This window comes from Microbacterium sp. H37-C3, assembly GCF_027157935.1.
Taxonomy (GTDB): Bacteria; Actinomycetota; Actinomycetes; order Actinomycetales; family Microbacteriaceae; genus Microbacterium; species Microbacterium plantarum.
Genome location: NZ_JAPVLR010000002.1, coordinates 729,636 through 749,490, shown reverse-complemented (window position 1 = coordinate 749,490; position 19,855 = coordinate 729,636). Strand labels below are relative to the sequence as shown.

Genomic DNA, 19,855 nt, shown 5'->3' with positions numbered 1-19,855 from the left:
CCCTCAGCTCTCGACCGTGATGCCCATGGAACGGGCGGTGCCGGCGATGATCAGCGAGGCGGCCTCGATGTCATTGGCGTTCAGGTCGGGCATCTTGGCCTCGGCGATCTCGCGGACCTGGTCCTTCGTGAGCTTCGCGACCTTGGTCGTGTGAGGCGTGGCCGAACCCTTGGCGACTCCGGCGGCCTTCTTGATGAGCTCCGCGGCGGGCGGGGTCTTCAGGATGAACGTGAAGCTGCGGTCCTCGTAGACGGTGATCTCCACGGGGATGACGTTTCCGCGCTGCGACTCGGTCGCGGCGTTGTACGCCTTGCAGAACTCCATGATGTTGACGCCATGCTGACCGAGCGCGGGGCCGATCGGCGGCGCCGGGTTGGCTGCTCCGGCGTTGATCTGAAGCTTGATCAGGCCGGTCACCTTCTTCTTCGGTGCCATTCGTTTTCCTTTCGTCGAGCGGATGCCGGCGGCATCCCTCTCCCGCACGCCCGGCATCTCCGAGCGGCGGTTGTGTCATGCAGGCGCACAAGCGCCCGCAAACTCCCCAAGCCTACCGCATCCTCGGCTTCGAGGATGCTGGCGAGGGCGGCGCCGGGACGACGAAGCGCCCCGGCCGCCGGGTGGCGGAGGGGCGCTCGTCGACGCGATGTCGCGTTACTGCTTGGTGACCTGGTCGAACGAGAGCTCGACGGGCGTCTCGCGCTCGAAGAGCGACACGAGCACCGTGAGCTTGCCGCTCTCGGGCTTGATCTCGCTGATCGAGCCGGGAAGGCCGGCGAACGAGCCCTCCTTGATCGTGATGGTCTCGCCGATCTCGAAGTCGACCTCGGTGACGACGCTGCGTGTGGGGGCGGCGACGCCCTTCGCCGCGCCGGCCTTGGCGGGAGCCGCTTCCTTGACCTCGACGAGCGACTTCAGCATGTTGAACGCCTCGTCGAAGCGCAGCGGCGTGGGGTTGTGGGCGTTGCCCACGAAGCCGGTGACACCGGGGGTGTGGCGGACGACCGACCAGGTGTCTTCGGTGAGCTCCATGCGGACGAGCACGTAGCCGGGGATCCGGACGCGCGTGACCATCTTGCGCTGACCGTTCTTGATCTCGACGACGTCCTCCATCGGGACCTCGACCTGGTAGATGTCTTCCTCGACCTCGAGCGTCGACTTGCGCTGCTCGATGTTGGCCTTCACCTTGCGCTCGAACCCGGCGTAAGAGTGGATGACGTACCACTTGCCCGGCAGCATGCGCAGCTCGGTACGGAACGCCTCGTACGGGTCTTCGTCGTCGCCGACGGAGATCTCGATGCCGGCGGCGGCCTCGAACTCGGAGAGGTAGTCGACGGCCTCCTCGGAGACCTCGACGTCGGGCTCGGGACCGTCGTAGGGCTCGACCTCGTCGGCCGCCTCAGCGGCCTGCTCGGCGATCTCCTCCTCGAGGGAGTCGGTCAGGACCTCCGCGGCGGCTTCGGCCTCGGCGGTCTCGTCGATCTCGAGCGCGTCGTTCACGACGGCGTCGGCCTCGGGGTCGTCGATCTCCACACCGTCGAGGTCGGTGTCGTCCTGCTCGGCCTCATCGTCCACGACGTGGACGGCGGCGTGCTCGGCGGCGTCGGAGGCGCGCTCCTGGCCTGCCAGCACGTTGCCCTCCTGGGCTTCGTCGTCCTCGCTGGACTGCTCGGCGGCCGTGGCCCAATCGACGTCGTCGGGGATGCGTTCTGACACTGCGTTCTCTTCCATCGGTTGTCGGGATGCCTGGCTGGCAGGCATTCGCGGGTCGTGCGGGCTGGGCCCGTCGATCAGCCCGGGACGCCGAAGACGACGGTCGTGATCCAGACGAACAGGACGTCGAGGCCGTAGACGAGCGCCATCATGACGACGACGAATCCGAGGACCACTGCCGTGAACTTCACGAGCTCCTGGCGGGTCGGGGTGACGACCTTGCGGAGTTCGGCGAACACCTGGCGGATGAAGATGATGATCCGCGCGAAGATGTTGGGCTTCTTCTCGCGGGGCGCGCCACCTGCGGCGACGACTTCGCCACCCTCTTGGACCATCGAACCCACCTGATACCTTCCGTGTGCCGGCTGACGCCGACGCGCAGGGCGGACAGGAATCGAACCTGCAACCTGCGGTTTTGGAGACCGCTGCTCTGCCAATTGAGCTACCGCCCTAGAGATCCTTCGGACCCCGGGGTCTACGCCCGCATTCCTCCACCGCCGTCGAGTCTTCGACGCTTGGGCATGGCGAAAGAATGCAGATTTCGACTGCTCCTCTCAGTGTACGTCATGACTGCCAGGGTCGCGAACGTCGGCGCGATTTCGGCACGGGCTCCTCCCTCGGCGGGACGTGCGACGAGTTACCCACAGGGGTACGTACATTCGATGGGAATGTCTGAGGTGGGCGCCAGGATGGGAACATGAAAACGAACTGCGGTTGGAGGCTTAGGGGCGGCGCTGCCTCGGATGCGTCGCCGCACGCCGAGGCGTTCTCCGTGTTCGCGGACGCGCTCGACCAGGTTCATGCGGCTGATGTTTCGCGGGTTCGGGCGTTGGCGGAGCTGGGGCGGTCGGCTCTGCGTGAGGCGCGCCGTGACGGCGTGCGAGGCATGGCGTCGGACATGGAGCTGCGGTCGGTCGCGGCCGAGGCCGCGGGGATGGCGCGGCTGACGGACCGGCGCCTGCAGGGCGAGATCGACCACGCGATGACCGTCATCGACGATTACCCGGCCGTGTTCGAGGCGTGGGTGCAGCGGCGGATCGAACGTGGCCACGTGGATGTGGTCGTGCGCGTCGGCGCAAAGGTGCCTGACGAGGTGCGGTCGGCGTACGAGGAAGCCGCGATCGCGGTGTGCGAGCGGGATGTGCCCTCACGGGTGCGGGGTGCGCTGGACGCATTGGCGGCCCGGCTTCACCCGCAGGCGTTCACTGAACGGCACAAGACCGCGGCCGCCGAACGGTGCGTGCGCGTGTTCCACGGGTCGGATGGGATGTCGAATCTCGTCGCGAACCTTCCGACGGTTATCGCTGCCGGGATGCTCGACCGACTCACGCAGATGGGGCAGTCGGTGAAGGACGCCCGGGCGGAGAGTAACGGGGCGGAGAGCGACGGGGCGGAGAGCGACGGGGCGGATGCCGCTGGGTCGGGTGAACCCGCCGACACCAGGACGATGGACCAGCTGCGGGCCGACATCCTCGGCGACCTCGTACTCGGCGGGGCGCCCGTGGTCGACCCGACCTACGGGACCGACCGGGCCGGTGGGCTCGGCGCGATTCGGGCACGCGTTCAGGTCGCGGTCACCGCCGAGACGTTGATGGGCAAGGATGAGAGCCCCGCCGAAGCCGTCGGGGCCGGGCTCGTCGATGCCGACACCGTCCGGCAGCTCGCCGGGCAGGTATCGGAGTGGGACCGGCTCTTCATCGACCCCGTCACCCGCACCCCGGTCGAGATCGACACCTACCGACCCACCGCGTCGATGAAGCAACTCCTGATGGCCCGCGACCAGCACTGCCGGTTCCCCGGATGCCGACGAGCCGCGATCCGCTGCGAACTGGATCACACCATCGACCATGCCCTGGGTGGGCATACCCACATCTTCAACCTCGCCCACCTCTGCCAACGACACCACTCCATGAAGCAATTCACCAAGTGGGAAGTCCGACAGGTCGGCGGCGGCGTTCTCGAATGGACCTCACCCCTCGGCCGGATCTACCGCGAAGACGCCCCCATACCGGCCGTCTGCTTCACCATCGACACCACGGATCCGCCACCGCACGCCGCATCCAGCGGACCGCCCGACGAGCCGCCACCCTTCTGAACCGGTCCGGTTGCCATGAGCATGAGGCGGCGGTCGATAACTGCGCGTCGATTCTGGACGCGAATCAGAAATGCGCCCTTACCGGCAACTGTTACGCTCTGCTGTCGCACCGAGGACGCCATCGGTGGTGCTTACCCGAAACGAAATCAGGCGGATGAATACCGGACGATCACAGCAGTTCCAGGTCGACCTTCGCGGCATCGTCGACCTCCTGAGTCAACACATCTATTCGGGTCCTCGCGTCTTCCTGCGAGAGCTGATGCAGAACGCCTGCGACGCGATCACCGCTCGGGCAGAGTTCGAAGAGAGCACATCCCCCGCCGGGATGCCGCGCCAGTCGAGCGGCATCCGCATCACCCCGCTCAGCGACCGCAGTGACGAGTTCATCGTGCGCGACGACGGCATCGGGCTCACCGCCTCAGAGGTGACGGACCTCCTCGCGACGGTCGGCCGCAGCTCGAAGCGCGACATCTTCGACCTGCCCAGGAGCGACTTCCTGGGGCAGTTCGGCATCGGACTGCTGTCGTGCTTCATGGTGGCCGAGACGATCGTCATCCGATCGCGGAGCGCGCGCGGGGGCGACGCCGTCGAATGGCAGGGCAACGCCGACGGCACGTTCACGGTGCGGACGATTCCCGACGACCTCCCGGTCGGCACGAGCGTGCACCTGCGTCCGCGCCCGGGCCAACGCGATCTCCTCAGCACGCCCGCGACGGTCGAGCTGGCCGAGACCTTCGGCGAGTTCCTCCCCATCACGGTGCGCGTCGACCTTCCCGGCGGCGAGCAGCTGACGACCCGCACGCCTCCCTTCCGTGCCGCCACAACCGGCATCGACGAGGCGGCGCGCTGGGCCTACGGGCGCGATCTGCTCGGCCAGGACCCGTTCGACGCGATTCCCCTGCACGTCCCGGGAACCGACACCGTCGGAACCGCGTACGTCCTCCCCTACGCTCCCCCGCCCGGCGCCCGGCAGGCCACCCGCGTCTACCTCGGCCGGATGCTGCTGAGCGAGAACGCCGACGACATCCTGCCCGACTGGGCTTTCTTCGTCCGGGCCGTGATCGACTCCACGACGCTCAGCCCGACCGCCAGCCGGGAGGCGCTGGTCGAGGACGAGGCTCTCGAGCACACCCGCCACGAGCTCGGAGCCGCGATCCGGCGCTGGGTGCTCGACCTCGGCCTGACCGAACCGCACCGTCTCGCGCAATTCGTCGCGGTTCACGAAGTCGCTCTCAAGTCGCTCGTGCGTCATGACGACGAGCTCGCCGCCTTCATCGTGCGATGGCTGAGTGTCGAGACCACGCACGGCCGGATGCGGGTCGGCGACCTGATCGGCCGCTTCCCCCACCTTCGATACGTCGAGACGGTCGACGAGTACCGCCAGATCGCCGGCATCGCCGACCCGCGGCAGCCGCTCGTCAACGGCGGATATCTGTTCGACGCCGAACTGGTGCGCCTGCTCCCGCTCGTGTTCGACGGCGTCACGGTCGAGCACGTCGACCTCGCTGAGGAACTCGACCGGCTCGATCCGCCCCCGCTCGACGACCGCGCCCGCGTCATCGCACTGGAGGAGCGCGCGAGCTCCGCCCTGTCTGCTGTCAGCTGCACCGTCGCGGTGCGTTCTCTCGACGCCGCCGAGATCCCGGCGGTCTACCTCGCCGGCGCCGAAGCGCTGCGCGCGATCGACCGTGGCCGCGCCCGATCAGTGGGCAGCCCGCTGTGGGGAAGCGTCATGGACCGCATCGACGCGACCGCCGAGAAGCTGCGCCCGGCGTCGCCCGAGAGCGCGTCCGGGGGCGTTCGGCTGTGCCTGAACTGGCAGAACTCGGTCGTGCGCTCGCTCCTGGACATCCCCGACGACCTCGCCTTCGCACGCACGGTCCACCTCCTCTACGTCCAGGCGCTCCTCGCCGCGCAGCGCCCCCTCAGCGGCGACGACCGCGCGCTCATGATGGGCGCGCTCCATGCGCTCGTCGAGCTCTCAGCGCGCCCTGCGTCCTGACCGCATCCCGCGCCTCGGCCCCCACGAAAGGACAGCATGACCAGCGACCGCATCCTCGAACTGTTCGAGCAGATCGACCGCACCCCGGTCGGCATCGAAGAGCGAGCCCTCATCAACGAGGCCATCGCCCTCGCCGTCGAGGCAGGCGACGAGCCCCTGGAGTACCGGGCCCGGATGCGGCTGACCTCGTCCGCCTGCATGAGCGGCGACACCGAGGCGATGCTGACCTCCTTCGCGTGGTGCCTCGGCAAGCATGACGACGACCCCGAGCGCTTCCCCGCCGACCTCGGCGACGAGACCGCCGACCTCATGTGGCAGTTCAAGTGGATGGCCGACAGCCTGGCCGCATCCCCGGCGTTCGACCGCGAACAGATCTCCGCCGTGCTCGACGACATGGAGAACCACTACCGCGCCGCCGGGCTCGGTCAGAGCGGCGTCCTCATGGCCCGCTTCGAGAACGCGTGGATGGCCGGCCGCCTCGACGAGGCCGAACAGCTGCGCACCAAGCTCGAGACGACACCCCGCGACAGCCACAGCCACTGCGAGGCGTGCGTCCGCAGCGTCGTCGCCGGCTACCTCATCGACACCGACCGCGAGGACGAGGCGATCCGCCTCGTCGAAGAGCTCGTCGAGGGCGACTTCTCGTGCGGCGAAGAGCCGGAGCACGCGCTCGCACGGTCGCTCGTTCCGTACCTGCACGCGGGCGAATACGACAAAGCCCGCCTCGCCCACCTGCGCAGCTACCGGCTCGCGAAGGACAACGCGGACAACCTCGCCATCGTCGCCGACAACATCGTGTTCTGCGCCATCACCGGCAACGAGGCACGGGCGCTCTCGCTCGTCGAACGCCACCTCGACTGGCTCGCGCACGACGCGCTCGGCGTCGACGGCCATCTCTCCGCCCTCACCGCCTTCGCGATCGCCCTGGAAGCCGTCAGCGCCGCGGGTCACGCCGACACCATCGTGCGCGGCGCCGACTCCGACCGGCTCCGCGCATTCTTCGGCGACCACGACGGCCCGTGGCGCGCCGCCGAGCTGGCCGCGGTGATGCGTTCGGAGGCCGAGCGGATCGCCGGCGAGTTCGATCGCCGCGACGGCACCGACGGTCACCGCCGACGCCTCGACCGGGCCTGGGCCGTCGGGCAGGAGCGCTACTCGCTCCCCCTCAGCGCCGAGCCCCTGCTCCCCCGGGTCGCCCCCGTGGCCGCACGGTCGGCCGAAGAGCTCGTCCAGCGGGCGATCGACCTCGGCGACTACGGCGCCTCCGAGGCCCTGGCTGCGGCGGATGCCGCCCTCCCCGGCGCGACCCTCGAGCAGCGCGCAAAGCTCCACTCGGCGCGCATCGCCGCTCTTGTCGCGCGCGACGACCTCGATGGCGCTCAAGCGGCCCTGCAGGACCGTCTCGACGCCCTCCGCGCCGCCGGTCGCGACGCGGAGGCCCGGGTCGAAGAGCGCGCCGGGCTCGCGCTCTTCGGACGCGGCACCCCCGACGACCTCGAGACGCTTCGCGCACTCCTCGCCGGCGGCGAGAGCCTGCCGCCGCGCCTGCACGCGATCGTGGAGGTCGTGCTCGGCATGGCCGTCGCCGAGAGCGACCCCGATACGGCCCGCGGCCTCTTCGACGACGCCCGCGACCGCGACGCCGCCCTGGGTGACGACGACCTGCGGCGCATCGTCACGCTCGCGCGCGCGTCGTTCCAGGGCGCCGTGGGGGCGTTCGACGAGTGCGACGCGACGATCACCGCGGCCCTCGAGGACCCCACGCTCGGGGCGGGCGCACGGGCCCGGCTGCTCGGCCTGCGCGCTCGCATGCGCGGCGGACAGGAGAGGTTCCTCGACGGCGTGGCCGACGCCGACGAGCTCTGCCGCATCCTCGTCGAGCTCGACGCGCGCAGCGTGCTCCCGGGGGCATACGTGCTCGCGGCCGCGCTGAACGAGGACGCCGGCGCTCCGGGCGAGGCAGTCGCGCGCTACCGGTTCGCCGAGCGGGCCGCGACGGAGAACGGCGACTCCGTGACCGCGGTGCAGTACCGCCTCGCGCGGGCGCTGCTCGCATGCGGTTCGGCCGACGAGGCCGCCGAGCTGCTCGTGAACGTCTACTCCGACGAGACCGACCGCGAGGAGCCCGCGGCGTCTCGCGCCCAGACGCTCATGCTGCTGGCCCGCGCCTTCGAAGACGCCGGCGAACCCGGCCGCGCGGTCGGCGCCTGGGATTTCGCCGCCGAGCTGTTCGATGAGGGAGAGGCCCCGGTGGGTCGCGCCAACGCCCTCCTGTCGCACGGTCGCCTGCTGCACCGGTTCGGAGAGTTCGACGACGCCCTCGCCTCGCTCGAGACGGCGGTCGCGATCGCGCGCACGGAGCCCGACCAGGGCGGCCTGCTCGCCGAAGCGCGGCACTCGGAGGGCCAGGTTCGCGCCGCCCGCGGCGAGCAGGAGGCGCTGACAGCCCTCGACGAGGCCCACGAGATCGCGTCCGGTCTCGGTGCCCCGTGGCTCGCCGCCGACATCACCGACTCCCGAGCCCGCGCGCTCGCGATGCTCGGGCAGGCGGACGAGGCGGTCGCCACCGCTCTGCAGGCCGCCGACGGCTTCGCCGAGGTCGGCGACGCGGGCTCTGCCGGCGCGTCCGAGCTCTTCGCCGCACGCGTCCTCACGCAGCACGAGCGCGCGGCCGACGCGGTGCCGCTCTATCGGTCGGTCATGGAGCGTGCCGCGGAGATCCCGCCGCTGCTCCAGGTGGCTGCGGGCGAGCTCGGCGACGTCTATGAGGCTCTCGGCCGCCCCGCCGAGGCCGCGGAGGTCCGCTCTCTGCTCGACGCCTGAGCCCGGTCACCCCACGACCCCGATAACCCACGACGAAGGGCGCGCCGATCCGCTCGGCGCGCCCTTCGTGCTGCTCCGTGGGCTCCCGCGACGGGTCAGGCGCCCGTACGGATGAGCTTCTTGTTCACGAACTCGTCGGCGGCGAGGAGCCCGAGCTCGCGTGAGGTGCCGCTGCGCTTGACTCCGCCGAACGGCAGCCCGGCCTCGTCCGCGAGCACGAGGTTGATGTAGACCATTCCCGCGTCGATCGCATCGGCCACACGCTCAGCCTGCTCGGCATCCGTCGTGAACACGTACGACCCGAGCCCGAACGGGGTGTCGTTGGCGAGCTCGATCGCCTCGGTCTCATCCGCAACGCGGTAGACCACGCCGACGGGACCGAAGAACTCCTCGCGGTAGGCATCCATCTCCGGTGTCACGCCGGTCAGGACCGTGCCCGGGTAGAAGGCGCCGTCGCGGCGTCCGCCGGTCACGAGGGTCGCCCCCTGCGCCACGGCTCGGTCGACCTGCTCCGCCAGCCGCTCCGCCGCCGTCAGCGACGACAGCGGCCCGAGGACCGTGTCGTCGGCGAACGGGTCACCGACCTTCGCGTCGGCCAGCGCCGCGGCGAACTTCTCGACGAAGGCGTCGTAGAGTCCATCGACCACGATGAACCGCTTCGCTCCGCTGCACGACTGTCCCACGTTGTCGAGACGCGCCTCGGCGGCCGCCGACACCGCGGCATCCAGATCATCGGTCGAGAGCAGGATGAACGGGTCTGACCCGCCGAGCTCGAGCGCGACCTTCTTCAGGTTGCGACCGGCGATCTCGGCGACCGCCGATCCGGCGCGCTCCGACCCGGTCACCGAGACGCCCTGCACGCGGCGGTCGGCGATCACATCGGCGGCCTGCTCGTTGCTCAGGTACAGGTTCGTGTAGACCCCGGCCGGGAAGCCCGCGTCGCGGTAGATCGCGTCGATCGCGGCGGCGGACTCGGGGCACTGCGGCGCGTGCTTGAGCAGGATGGTGTTCCCGACCGCGATGTTCGGCGCCGCGAAACGGGCCACCTGGTAGTACGGGAAGTTCCACGGCATGATGCCGAGCAGCACGCCGAGCGGGCTGCGCCGGATGACCGCGGCACCCTCCCCCTCGATCGGAATCGGGGTGTCGCCGGTGATCTCGTCGATGTGGTCGGCGTAGTACGCGGTGATGTCGGCGGCGAAATCGACCTCGCCCTCCGCCGCGGCGAGCGGCTTGCCCATCTCGCGCACGATGATGGCGGCCAGATCGTCGCGGCGCTCGCGGTGCAGCTCGGCCACGCGGCGCAGACGGTCGGCCCGCTCAGCCGGCGCGACGACGCGCGACCACGTGCGGTACGCCTCGTCCGCGGCAGCCAGGGCGCGCTCGACGTCCTCGTCGGTCGCGGGGTCGTACGTCGCCAGCGTCTCGCCGGTGGCGGGGTTGGTCACGGCATACGTGCTCATCGGTTCTCCTTCGTCTCGTCAGTCGGCGGGGATCAGGGTGTACTTCGTCGAGAGGTATTCGTGGATGCCCTCGAGTCCGCCCTCGCGCCCGATTCCCGACTGCTTCACACCACCGAACGGGGCCGCCGCGTTGGAGACGACCCCGACGTTCAGGCCCATCATGCCGGTCTCGAGGCGATCGATCATCCGGTGGCCGCGCGCGAGATCCTGCGTGAACACGTACGACACCAGTCCGTACTCGGTGTCGTTGGCCAGGCGCACGGCCTCGTCCTCGTCGGAGAAGGTCGCGATCGCCAGGACGGGTCCGAAGATCTCCTCGCGCAGGATGTCGCTGCCCGCGGCGACCTCGGTCACGACCGTGGGCTCGAAGAACGTCCCCTCCCCGTCGATGGCCGACCCGCCGGTGCGCACCGTGGCGCCCCGCGCGACGGCATCCTTCACAAGCGCGCCCGTCTTCGCGACCGCCTTCTCGTCGATGAGCGGCCCGATCTGCACGCCGTCCTCGGTACCGCGACCGATCTTCATCGCCGAGACGCGCTCGGTGAGCCGGTCGGCGAACTCGTCGGCGATCGACTCGTGCACGATGAAGCGGTTGGCCGCGGTGCAGGCCTGCCCGATGTTGCGGAACTTCGCGAGCATCGCGCCCTCCACCGCCTTGTCGAGGTCGGCGTCGTCGAACACGACGAACGGGGCGTTGCCGCCGAGCTCCATCGAGACCCGCAGCACCCCTTCCGCCGCCTGTTCGATGAGCTTGCGCCCGACCGGGGTCGAGCCGGTGAACGAGAGCTTTCGCAGCCGGGGGTCGGCGATGATGGGCGCGGCGACCTCGCTCGAGCGCGTCGCGTTGACGACGTTGACGACGCCCGCCGGGAGGCCCGCCTCCTGCAGGATCTGGACGAACAACGTCGTGGTGAGCGGGGTGAGCGCCGCGGGCTTGACCACGACGGTGCACCCGGCCGCCAGCGCCGGAGCGATCTTGCGGGTCGCCATCGCGAGCGGGAAGTTCCACGGCGTGATGAAGAACGACGGGCCGACGGGACGCTGCGAGACGACCATGCGGCCGGTCCCCTCGGGGTTCCGGCCGTAGCGGCCCGAGATGCGCACCGCCTCCTCGCTGAACCACCGCAGGAACTCACCGCCGTAGACGACCTCGCCGCGCGCCTCGGCGAGGGGCTTGCCCATCTCGAGCGTCATCAGCAGCGCCAGGTCCTCCTTGCGCTCCTGCACGAGGTCGAACGCGCGGCGCAGGATGTCGCTGCGCACGCGCGGCGCAGTGGCAGCCCACTCCTCCTGCGCCGCGACGGCGGCGTCGAGGGCGCGGATGCCGTCCGCCGGCGAGGCGTCGGCGATCTCGATGAGCGTGCGGCCGGTCGAGGGGTCGGTGACCGGGAAGGTCGCGCCGCCCTCGGCATCCACCCACTCGCCACCGATGAAGAGGCCGCGTTCGATCCCCGCCAGCAGTCGTGTCTCGTTCTCGTGCGTCATCGCGCCACTCCTCTCGCGCGCCGGCTCACCGGCGCATCCTTGGTCAAAGTCTCGCCCCGGAAGAACGCGGGGCGCTTCACGGCCTGCCACACCATCACGACGACGCCGACGAGGATGACTCCCACGCCGAGGATGAACACCAAGCCGATGCCGCCGATCTGCGATCCGCTGCCGTACGCGGGATCCATCGTGTCGATGAGCGTCGTGACGAACAGCACCGCCAGGATGACGCCGCCCACGAGCGGGAAGAGGAACGTGAAGAAGACATTCCGCACCGAGTCGAACCACTGGCGCCGGAAGTACCACACGCAGGCGAACGCCGTCAGGCCGTAGTAGAAGCAGATCATCATGCCGAGCGCGAGGATGGTGTCCCACAGCACGTTCTCGCTGACGATACGCATGATGACGTAGAAGCCCGATGCGACGATCGCCGAGACGATCGTGGCGTAGCCGGGCGTGAAGAACCGGGGGCTCACTTTCGCGAAGCTCTCGGGGAGGGCGCCGTAGTGGCCCATCGCGAGCAGTGTGCGCGCCGGCCCGACGAAGGTCGACTGGAGCGACGACGCCGAGCTGGTGAGCACCGCGAGCGAGACGAGGAACGCCAGCGGGCCGAGGATCGGGCCCGACAGGTGGAAGAAGACGTTCTCCTGGATGTCCTCGTTGCCGAGCCCGAGCTCGCCCGTGCCGACGCCGGCGAACATGATCATCGCGATCGCGAGCAGCAGGTAGAGGGCGACGATCATGACGACCGTGATCGTCGCGGCGCGTCCCGGCGTGCGCTCGGGGTCCTTCGTCTCCTCGTTCATCGTCAACGTGACGTCCCAGCCCCAGAAGATGAAGATCGACAGCGAGAGCCCGGCGGCGAACGCACTGAACGTCGGCACCGCGAACGGGTTGAACCACGACCAGTCGAACGCCGTGGCGTCGAAGGCGTTGCCCGACACCGCCTCGACGATCGCCGCGATCGCGAACAGCACGAGGACGACGACCTGGAAGGCGACGAGTCCGTACTGCAGCTTCTGCGTCGTCTGCATGTCGCGGTACGAGATGAACGTCGCCGCGGCGACGAACAGGACGCAGACGAGGACGTTGATCCAGACCACGGAGGCGAGGCCGGCGATCGACTCCTGTCCGGTGAGCTGGGCGATCAGCAGGAAGAGGAAGTCGACGGCGACCCCCGCGAGGTTCGAGAGCACGAGGATCGTGGCGGCGACGAGCCCCCAGCCGGCCATCCACCCGATCCACGGGCCGAAGGCGCGCGTCGCCCACGTGAAGCTCGTACCCGAGTCGGGCATGCGGTTGTTGAGCTCGCGGTATCCGAAGGCGACGAGCAGCATCGGGATGAAGCCGACGAGCACGATCGCCGGCACCTGAGTGCCCACGACGGATGCCGTCGGCCCGACCGCCGCGGTGAAGGTGTAGGCCGGGGCGATGCAGGAGATGCCGATGACGACTGCTCCGATGAGGCCGACCGTTCCGGCGCTCAGCCCCTTGCGGGAGATGCCACCGGTGACGGGGTCGCCCGCGGGCACCCCCGTCTGTTCTGCTCGGGTCATGCGCTCGCTCCTTCGCGGTCGCTGCGGGTGCGGGGCACCACGATCATGGGGGCGGTGACGACGCGCAGCATGCGCGCCGCCGTGGAGCCGAGGAAGAGCCGCCGCGGCTGCGCGAGACGGCTGGAGCCGACGATGACGACCTCGCCGGCCTCCCACTCCAGGTGCGACACGGCGTCCTCGATGCCGTCGCCGGCCGCGACCACCGCGGTGACCTCGGCCTCGGCCGGAAGAGCTCCGCGGACCTCGTCCAGGACCTCCTGCGCGTGGTTCTGACCGACCGTGCGGATGGCCCCGGTGTCGAGGCCCGCGGGCAGGTCGAGGGCGACGAGCGAGAGCAGCCGCACCGGCGCCGCGGTCGCTGCGGCGAGCCGGATGGTCGCCTCGACGAGGAGCTCGGTGCCCTCGCGCTCCCCCACACCGGCGGTCAGGCGCGTGATGCCGGTCTCGACCGGAACCCGGCGCGCGCCGCGCGGAACCAGGGCGACCGGCACGTCGGACGAGTGCACGAGCTCGGTCGTCGTCGTGCCGAGCCGGTGCCGGCCCCGATTGCCGCCGTCGGCCGCCCCGACGACGATGAGCGAGGCCCCCAGCTCGTCGGCGGTGTCGATGAGCCCCGCCGCGACCGACTCGCCGTAGCGGACGTGGGCGCGGTGCGACACACCCTCGGGCACCTCCGCGGCGCCCTCCCGCAGCCAGCCGGCGGCCTGCTCGCGCAGCAGCCGCTCGTAGCCGGCATCCGGCGGGACGATCCCCGGCTTCTGGGCGGGGAGCACGAGCACGAGGTGGAGCGCGGCCCCGGATGCCGTCGCGAGGCGACTCGCGAAGGCCACGGCATCCCGCCCCGCCTTGGTCGCGGTGTATCCGACGACGATGCGGCCGCCGGACGCCGAGCGGCTCATGCGCGGTCCGCTTCGAGGATCTCGTCGGCGACGCGGTGGCCCATGCGGATCGCTCCGTCGACGTGCTGGTAGCCGAGTCCGGCGAGATCGCTGCACGCGACGTGCAACGGTGCGACGAGCTCGAGCTGCTCAGCGCCGTAACGGGTCAGGCCGCCGAGGTCGAAGCTCGCGGCGTAGGCGCCGCGCGTCCACTCCTCGCTGCCCCAGTCGCTCTCGTAGTAGACGATCGGGTTCTTCGCCTCGGGTCCGTAGTAGTGCGAGAGCGACTCGAGGATGCGCTCGCGCCGCTCGTCCGCGGAGAGGCGGAAGAGGTCGTCGGCGTTCTGGTCGGACACGAACCCGACGAGCGTGCCCCGCTCGTCGCCGTGGTTGGTGTTGTCGTACGCCTCGTGCGACAGCTCGTACGGGCTGAAGGCGGTGCCCGACAGCCCCTGCTCGCGCCAGAACGGCCGGTCGTAGACGGCGTGCACCTTGATAACGAAGCCCATCGAGAAGTGCTGGTGCATCTGGTGCTTCAGACGCGGCAGCGGCGGCGAGAACGAGATGCGGTTGTAGAGCACCGGCGCCAGAGCAAGCACGACGTGGCGTGCCCGCACCGTGACCTCGTCGGTGCGGACGACCGCACCCGCGTCGGAGTACTCGATCGAGCGCACCGGCTGGCCCAGCAGGACGTCCTCGCCCAGCCGCTCCGCGAGGCGCAGCGGCACCTGCTGCAGACCTCCGACGACGCGCTTGTCGAGGATGAAGTCCGCATCGACCAGGTGCGAGTACGAGCCCGCCGAAGCCGCCATGAGCAGCGACTGGAGCAGCGAGAAGGTGTGCGTCGGCTTGGTGAGCATCGCCGATCCCGTGGCGAAGGCGAGGTTTCGCACCGCCTCGTCGTCATCGGTCTGCTGACGCAGCCACGCGTCCCACGAGATGCGGTCCCACTCGGCCGCCTTCTCGTGCGCCCACGGCCGGTCGGGGTCGATCTCGGCGACCATCTCGTCCAGCCGCGCGGTGATCTCGTCGATGACGCGCTCGGTCTCCGGCGCCACCGGGAACATCTCGCCGCGGAAGCGCCGCGCCTGCCCGTCCGGACCGACGTACACGCTGTCGCCGTCGCGATACCGCATGTACGTCTCGAGTCCGAGGTCGGCGAGCGTGTCGATCAGCGCGTGCTGGTCGGGCGAGACCCACTGGCCGCCGAGCTCGAGCATGGCGCCGTCGATCTCGTCGGTCCACAGGCGTCCGCCGACGCGGTCGCGCGCCTCGAGCACGACGACCGACAGCCCGGCCTTCCTCAGGTCGTTCGCGGCCGTCAGTCCGGCCGCGCCGGCTCCGACGATCGCGACGTCGCGGGTGATCTCAGTCATTTCCGACTCCTTCGTTGGCAGAACCCGTGACCGGGGCGACACTCTCCCGGTCGAGCCGACGGGCGCGCAGGTTGCGGCGCACGAGCGGCCAGAACACCAGTAGTACACCGGTGGCGATGAGACTCGTCCACACCTGCGAACGCCCCGACTCGGTCGTGAGCATGACCACCACGACGGCGGCGATCGCGACGATCAGGAAGATGTTGAGCCACGGGTGCAGCCACATCTTCAGCTTGAGCGCGGCCACCTCCTCGGGCGTCATCCGCTGACGCAGGCGCAGCTGGGTGAGGGCGATGAAGACGTACACGAAGAGCGCGACGAGGCCGGCCGAGTTCATGATGAAGTCGAAGATGCCCGACCCCGGTGTGAGGAAGTTCACGAGCGTCGCGATGAGCCCGCCGATGGTCGAGGCCAGCAGCGCCATCACGGGAACGCCGTTGCGCGAGCGCCGCGCGACGACCTTCGGGGCGAAGCCCTTGTCGGCCAGCGCCGAGAACATCCGCGAGGCCGAGTACAGGCCCGAGTTGAGGACCGAGATGACGGCCGTGAAGATCACGAGCTGCATGATGACGTCGGCCCCGGGGATGCCGAAGCGCGACAGCGCGACCGTGAACGGCGCATTCGCGACATCCGTCGGCGCTGGCAGCTCATCCCAGGGCACGACGGTGACGATCACGAGCACCGACCCGACGAAGAACAGCAGGATGCGCCAGATGATCGTGCTGGTCGCCTGCCGGATGCCCTTGGCGGGATCGACGGATTCGGCCGACGCCATGACGGCGATCTCGGTGCCGAAGTACGAGAAGATCACGAGGGCAACGCCGGTGAAGGCGACGCCGATGCCGTTGGGGGCGAACCCGCCGTGCTCCCACAGGTTGGGGACGGCGAAGGTCGCCTGCGGCCACAGCCCGAGGGCGAAGAGGATGCCGGCGCCGAGGAACACGACGATAGCGAGCACCTTGATGCTGGCCAGCCAGAACTCGACCTCGCCGAACGTGCGGACCGAGATGACGTTCGTGCCGACGAAGACCGCGAGCAGGATCAGCGACCAGCCCCACGAGGGGATGCCGGGGAACCAGGTGTGCATCGTCTCGCCGCCGAGCACTGCCTCGTAGGCGAGCACGCCGACCCAGAAGTACCAGTAGAGCCAGCCGACGAGATAGGCCGCCCAATCACCGAGTCCGACGCGGGCGTACTCCATGAACGAGCCGATCGCCGGACGCGACGCCGCCATCTCGCCGAGCATGCGCATCGCGAGGAAGACCAGCAGACCGCCCAGCAGGTACGACAGGACCGCGGCCGGCCCGACCGTGCGGATGACGTTGCCGGATCCGACGAACAGGCTCGCGCCGATGATGCCGCCGAGAGTGATCATCGTGACGTGGCGCGACCGCAGCTTGTTCGAGCGCGCCTTCGTCACCGCCCCGAGCCCCGCGGACGTCTCGGGCGAGACCGGGTTCTCCCAGCCGCTCGAGCTCGGGGCCGCCACGCTCAGGCCCGCCCGAGAGCCGCGGCGATGACGTCGAGACCGTCCTCGAGCAGCTCGTCGCCGATCGAGAGCGGCGGAAGGAACCGGATCACGTTGCCGTAGGTGCCGCACGTGAGGACGATGACGCCCTCCGCAATGCACGCCTTGGCGATCGCCGAGGTCAGCGCGGCGTCGGGGGCGCCGGTGGCGGGGTCGACGAACTCGGCGGCGATCATCGCGCCGAGCCCGCGCACCTCCCCGATGCGGGGGTCGCTCTCGCGCATCGCGTTGAGACGAGCTGTCAGGCGCGCCCCGATCTGCTGAGCGCGCTCGATCAGGCCGTCGTTCTCGAAGGCGTCGATCGCGGCGAGGGCCGCCGCGCAGGCGACGGGGTTGCCGCCGTACGTGCCGCCCAGGCCACCGGGGTGCGAGGCGTCCATGAGGTCAGCGCGGCCGGTGACGGCCGCGAGCGGCAGGCCGGCCGCGATGCCCTTCGCCGTCGTGATCAGGTCGGGGACGATGCCGAAGTGCTCGCTCGCGAACATCGCACCGGTGCGGGCGAAGCCGGTCTGGACTTCGTCGGCGATGAACACGACGCCGTTCTCGCGGCACCAATCGGCGACCGCCGGCAGGAACCCGTCGGCGGGGACGATGAACCCGCCCTCGCCCTGGATGGGCTCGATGATGACGGCGGCGAGGTTGTCGGCTCCGATCTGCTTCTCGATCTGCGAGATCGCGCGGGCCGCGGCATCCGGGCCCGACAGTCCGTCGCGGAACGGATACGACAGCGGCGCACGGTAGACCTCGGGGGCGAAGGGCCCGAATCCGCTCTTGTAGGGCATCGACTTCGCGGTGAGCGCCATCGTGAGGTTCGTGCGGCCGTGGTAGCCGTGGTCGAAGGCGACGACCGCCTGACGGCCGGTCGCCTTGCGTGCGATCTTCACGGCGTTCTCGACCGCTTCGGCGCCCGAGTTGAACAGCGCGGTCTTCTTCTCGTGGTCGCCGGGGGTGAGCCGGTTGAGGGCTTCGGCGACGGCGACGTACGACTCGTACGGCGAGATCATGAAGCAGGTGTGGGTGAACTGCGCGACCTGCGCCTGCACCGCGGCGACGACGGCGGGATGCGCGTTGCCGACCGAGGTCACGGCGATGCCCGAGCCGAGGTCGATGAGCGAGTTCCCGTCGGCGTCGACGACGACTCCGCCACCCGCGGCGACGGCATGGATCGGCGCGGTGTGGCCGACACCGGCCGGGACGGCGGCTGCCTTGCGTGCCAGCAGCTCCTCGGAGCGGGGTCCGGGGATCGCGGTGACGACGCGGCGCTCCTGTGGGAGGGTCGGGCCGCCGAGGGGAATGGTCGGCGTCGAGGTCGTGGTGCTCATTCCGCGACAGTAAGACGCGCATCGCGCAATCCGCATTCACCGGGTTGTACAGTGATGCCACCTCTAATCGCCAGCACGTACAGGATGCCGATGCCCGCCGCCGCTCCCCCGTCACCGACGATCCGCGCTCTGCTGGCCCGGCGTGAACTCGATCTGCGCCTCGCGACGCCTGCCGACGACGCCAACCTCGACGCGCCGGTGCGCTGGGTGCACAGCTCCGATCTTGCCGACCCCACCCCCTTCCTCTCGGAGGACGTCGTCCTGCTCACGACGGGCACCCAGTTCGCCGGGGACTCCGATGCGGATGCGAAGGCGGAGGCCTACGTCGGCCGCCTGCGGGCGCGCGGTGTCCGCGGGCTCGGCTTCGGCACGGAGGTGGTCCGCGACGGCATCCCCGATTCCCTCCGGCTCGCCTGCACGACGGCGGGCATGCCGCTGTTCGAGGTGCCGTATCGGACCCCGTTCATCGCCGTCGCCCGAGCCGCCGCCGAAGCCATCGCCGCGCAGGCGTACGCCCGGCGCAGCTGGGCGCTCGACGCGCAGCGCGCCCTCGCGATCGCCGCCCTGCGGCCCGACGGGTTCGACGCGACGCTGGCCGAGCTCGCGCGCCAGCTCGGCGCGTGGGTCGGCCTCTACGACGCCTCGGGAACGCTGACGCACGAGCACTCCTCCGCCGGGTCCGCGGTCGACGGCGATCTGCGCGGGGCCGTCGGAGCAGAGGCTGCGGCGCTGCTGCGACGGGGAGGAGGAACTGGCGCGGCGATGCGGTTGGCGGGCTATCCGGTGACGCTGCAGACGCTCGGCTCGGGGGGTCAGCGCGGCGTCCTCGTCACTGCCGGCGCCGAACTCGACCAGGACGCCCGCGCCGTCGTCACCGCCGTCGTCGCGACGACGGGCCTCGCTCTCGAGCAGCGCCGGATGACCGCGGGCGCGTGGAGCGGGCTGCGCGCTGCGCTCGTCGACCTCCTCGCCGACGGGCACCTCGCCCTCGCACGGAAGGTGGCGACCGATGCCTGGGGCGGCTTCCCCGCCGCACCCTACGTCGTCGCGGTGGCGGATGCGCACGCGCCGACCGGCGCGCGCGAAGTGCTCGACAATCACGCCGCAGGCGGCCGGCTGTTCTACGGTCGCGACGAGGACGGCGTGCTCCTCATCGTCGGGACGAACGAACGGCACCTGCTCGACGAGATCGCCGCGCGGCTGTCGTGGCGGCTCGGGACCGCGGCGGCCACGACCGACGACGACGTGACGGCGGCCCGCGACCGGGCCCGGCTCGCGCGCGACCGCGGGCGTCCGGGTGCCGTCACCGATGTCGTCGATGCTCCAGGCGACCTGCTCGACGATCTCGCGACGGCGCCCGCTCGCGCCCGCGCCGGAGCCGAGCTCACCCCGCTGCGCACCCACGATGCACGTCACGGCACGGCGCTCGAGGCGACGCTCGTCGCCTGGCTCGACCACGACGGCGCTCACGAGTCGACGGCGCGCGCCCTCGGCGTGCATCGACACACCGTCCGCACGCGCATCGCCCTGGCCCAGCGCCTGCTCGGCCGCGACCTGTCGAGCTTCGCCGACCGCGCCGCCGTCTGGACGGCCCTCCGCCTCTCCCCCTGACCCCGT

General features: G+C 70.4%; 14 protein-coding genes and 1 tRNA gene. 4 read left to right on the top strand and 11 right to left on the bottom strand.

Going from position 1 to position 19,855, the window contains the following annotated elements:
* Positions 1–3 precede the first annotated feature (3 nt).
* The 4 genes from rplK to O1W71_RS08535 all read right to left on the bottom strand — a co-directional run bounded on the left by rplK (position 4) and on the right by O1W71_RS08535 (position 2,162).
* Complete coding sequence (gene rplK, locus O1W71_RS08550) at positions 4–435, bottom strand: 50S ribosomal protein L11 (RefSeq protein WP_023952050.1); 432 nt, start codon at positions 433–435, stop codon at positions 4–6.
* A gap of 216 nt (positions 436–651) precedes the next feature.
* A complete protein-coding gene (gene nusG, locus O1W71_RS08545; protein ID WP_181574192.1) occupies positions 652–1,713 on the bottom strand; it encodes a transcription termination/antitermination protein NusG in 1,062 nt (353 codons plus the stop codon).
* A gap of 74 nt (positions 1,714–1,787) precedes the next feature.
* Entirely contained in the window at positions 1,788–2,045 is a 258-nt protein-coding gene (gene secE, locus O1W71_RS08540; protein ID WP_114588099.1) for a preprotein translocase subunit SecE, read from the bottom strand.
* Positions 2,046–2,089: 44 nt separating this feature from the next.
* Positions 2,090–2,162 (bottom strand) — tRNA-Trp (locus O1W71_RS08535).
* A gap of 245 nt (positions 2,163–2,407) precedes the next feature.
* Here O1W71_RS08535 and O1W71_RS08530 point away from each other — a divergent pair.
* From O1W71_RS08530 to O1W71_RS08520, 3 genes are all read left to right on the top strand, one after another.
* Positions 2,408–3,805 carry an HNH endonuclease signature motif containing protein gene (locus O1W71_RS08530; protein ID WP_269267433.1) on the top strand — a complete coding sequence of 466 codons (1,398 nt, stop codon included), beginning with the start codon at positions 2,408–2,410 and terminating at the stop codon, positions 3,803–3,805.
* A 154-nt stretch (positions 3,806–3,959) separates the two neighbouring features.
* Entirely contained in the window at positions 3,960–5,807 is a 1,848-nt protein-coding gene (locus O1W71_RS08525; RefSeq protein WP_269267432.1) for an HSP90 family protein, read from the top strand.
* A 36-nt stretch (positions 5,808–5,843) separates the two neighbouring features.
* Positions 5,844–8,630: a tetratricopeptide repeat protein gene (locus O1W71_RS08520; RefSeq protein ID WP_269267431.1), complete on the top strand. Its 2,787-nt coding sequence runs from the start codon at positions 5,844–5,846 to the stop codon at positions 8,628–8,630.
* A gap of 95 nt (positions 8,631–8,725) precedes the next feature.
* On the opposite strand, the gene O1W71_RS08515 is transcribed toward O1W71_RS08520, so the two are convergent.
* Genes O1W71_RS08515 through gabT form a run of 7 tightly spaced genes read right to left on the bottom strand, consistent with a single transcriptional unit; the run spans position 8,726 to position 18,238 of the window.
* On the bottom strand, positions 8,726–10,093 hold the full coding sequence (locus tag O1W71_RS08515) for an NAD-dependent succinate-semialdehyde dehydrogenase (protein ID WP_269267430.1): 1,368 nt from the start codon (positions 10,091–10,093) through the stop codon (positions 8,726–8,728).
* Between the two features lie 18 nt (positions 10,094–10,111).
* Positions 10,112–11,578 carry an NAD-dependent succinate-semialdehyde dehydrogenase gene (locus O1W71_RS08510; protein WP_269267429.1) on the bottom strand — a complete coding sequence of 489 codons (1,467 nt, stop codon included), beginning with the start codon at positions 11,576–11,578 and terminating at the stop codon, positions 10,112–10,114.
* Entirely contained in the window at positions 11,575–13,134 is a 1,560-nt protein-coding gene (locus O1W71_RS08505; protein ID WP_269267428.1) for an APC family permease, read from the bottom strand. The genes O1W71_RS08510 and O1W71_RS08505 overlap by 4 nt, the downstream gene beginning before the upstream one ends.
* A complete protein-coding gene (locus O1W71_RS08500) occupies positions 13,131–14,033 on the bottom strand; it encodes a universal stress protein (RefSeq protein WP_269267427.1) in 903 nt (300 codons plus the stop codon). The genes O1W71_RS08505 and O1W71_RS08500 overlap by 4 nt, the downstream gene beginning before the upstream one ends.
* Positions 14,030–15,388: a flavin monoamine oxidase family protein gene (locus O1W71_RS08495; protein WP_269267426.1), complete on the bottom strand. Its 1,359-nt coding sequence runs from the start codon at positions 15,386–15,388 to the stop codon at positions 14,030–14,032. Before O1W71_RS08495 ends, O1W71_RS08500 begins: the two co-directional genes overlap by 4 nt.
* Complete coding sequence (locus tag O1W71_RS08490) at positions 15,381–16,877, bottom strand: amino acid permease (RefSeq protein WP_269267425.1); 1,497 nt, start codon at positions 16,875–16,877, stop codon at positions 15,381–15,383. The genes O1W71_RS08495 and O1W71_RS08490 overlap by 8 nt, the downstream gene beginning before the upstream one ends.
* Before the next feature lie 2 nt (positions 16,878–16,879).
* Entirely contained in the window at positions 16,880–18,238 is a 1,359-nt protein-coding gene (gene gabT / locus O1W71_RS08485) for a 4-aminobutyrate--2-oxoglutarate transaminase (protein ID WP_269267424.1), read from the bottom strand.
* Positions 18,239–18,328: 90 nt separating this feature from the next.
* On the opposite strand from gabT, the gene O1W71_RS08480 reads away from it, so the two are divergent.
* Positions 18,329–19,849, top strand: a complete 1,521-nt coding sequence (locus O1W71_RS08480; RefSeq protein WP_269267423.1) for a PucR family transcriptional regulator — start codon at positions 18,329–18,331, stop codon at positions 19,847–19,849.
* The last annotated feature ends 6 nt before the right edge of the window (positions 19,850–19,855 follow it).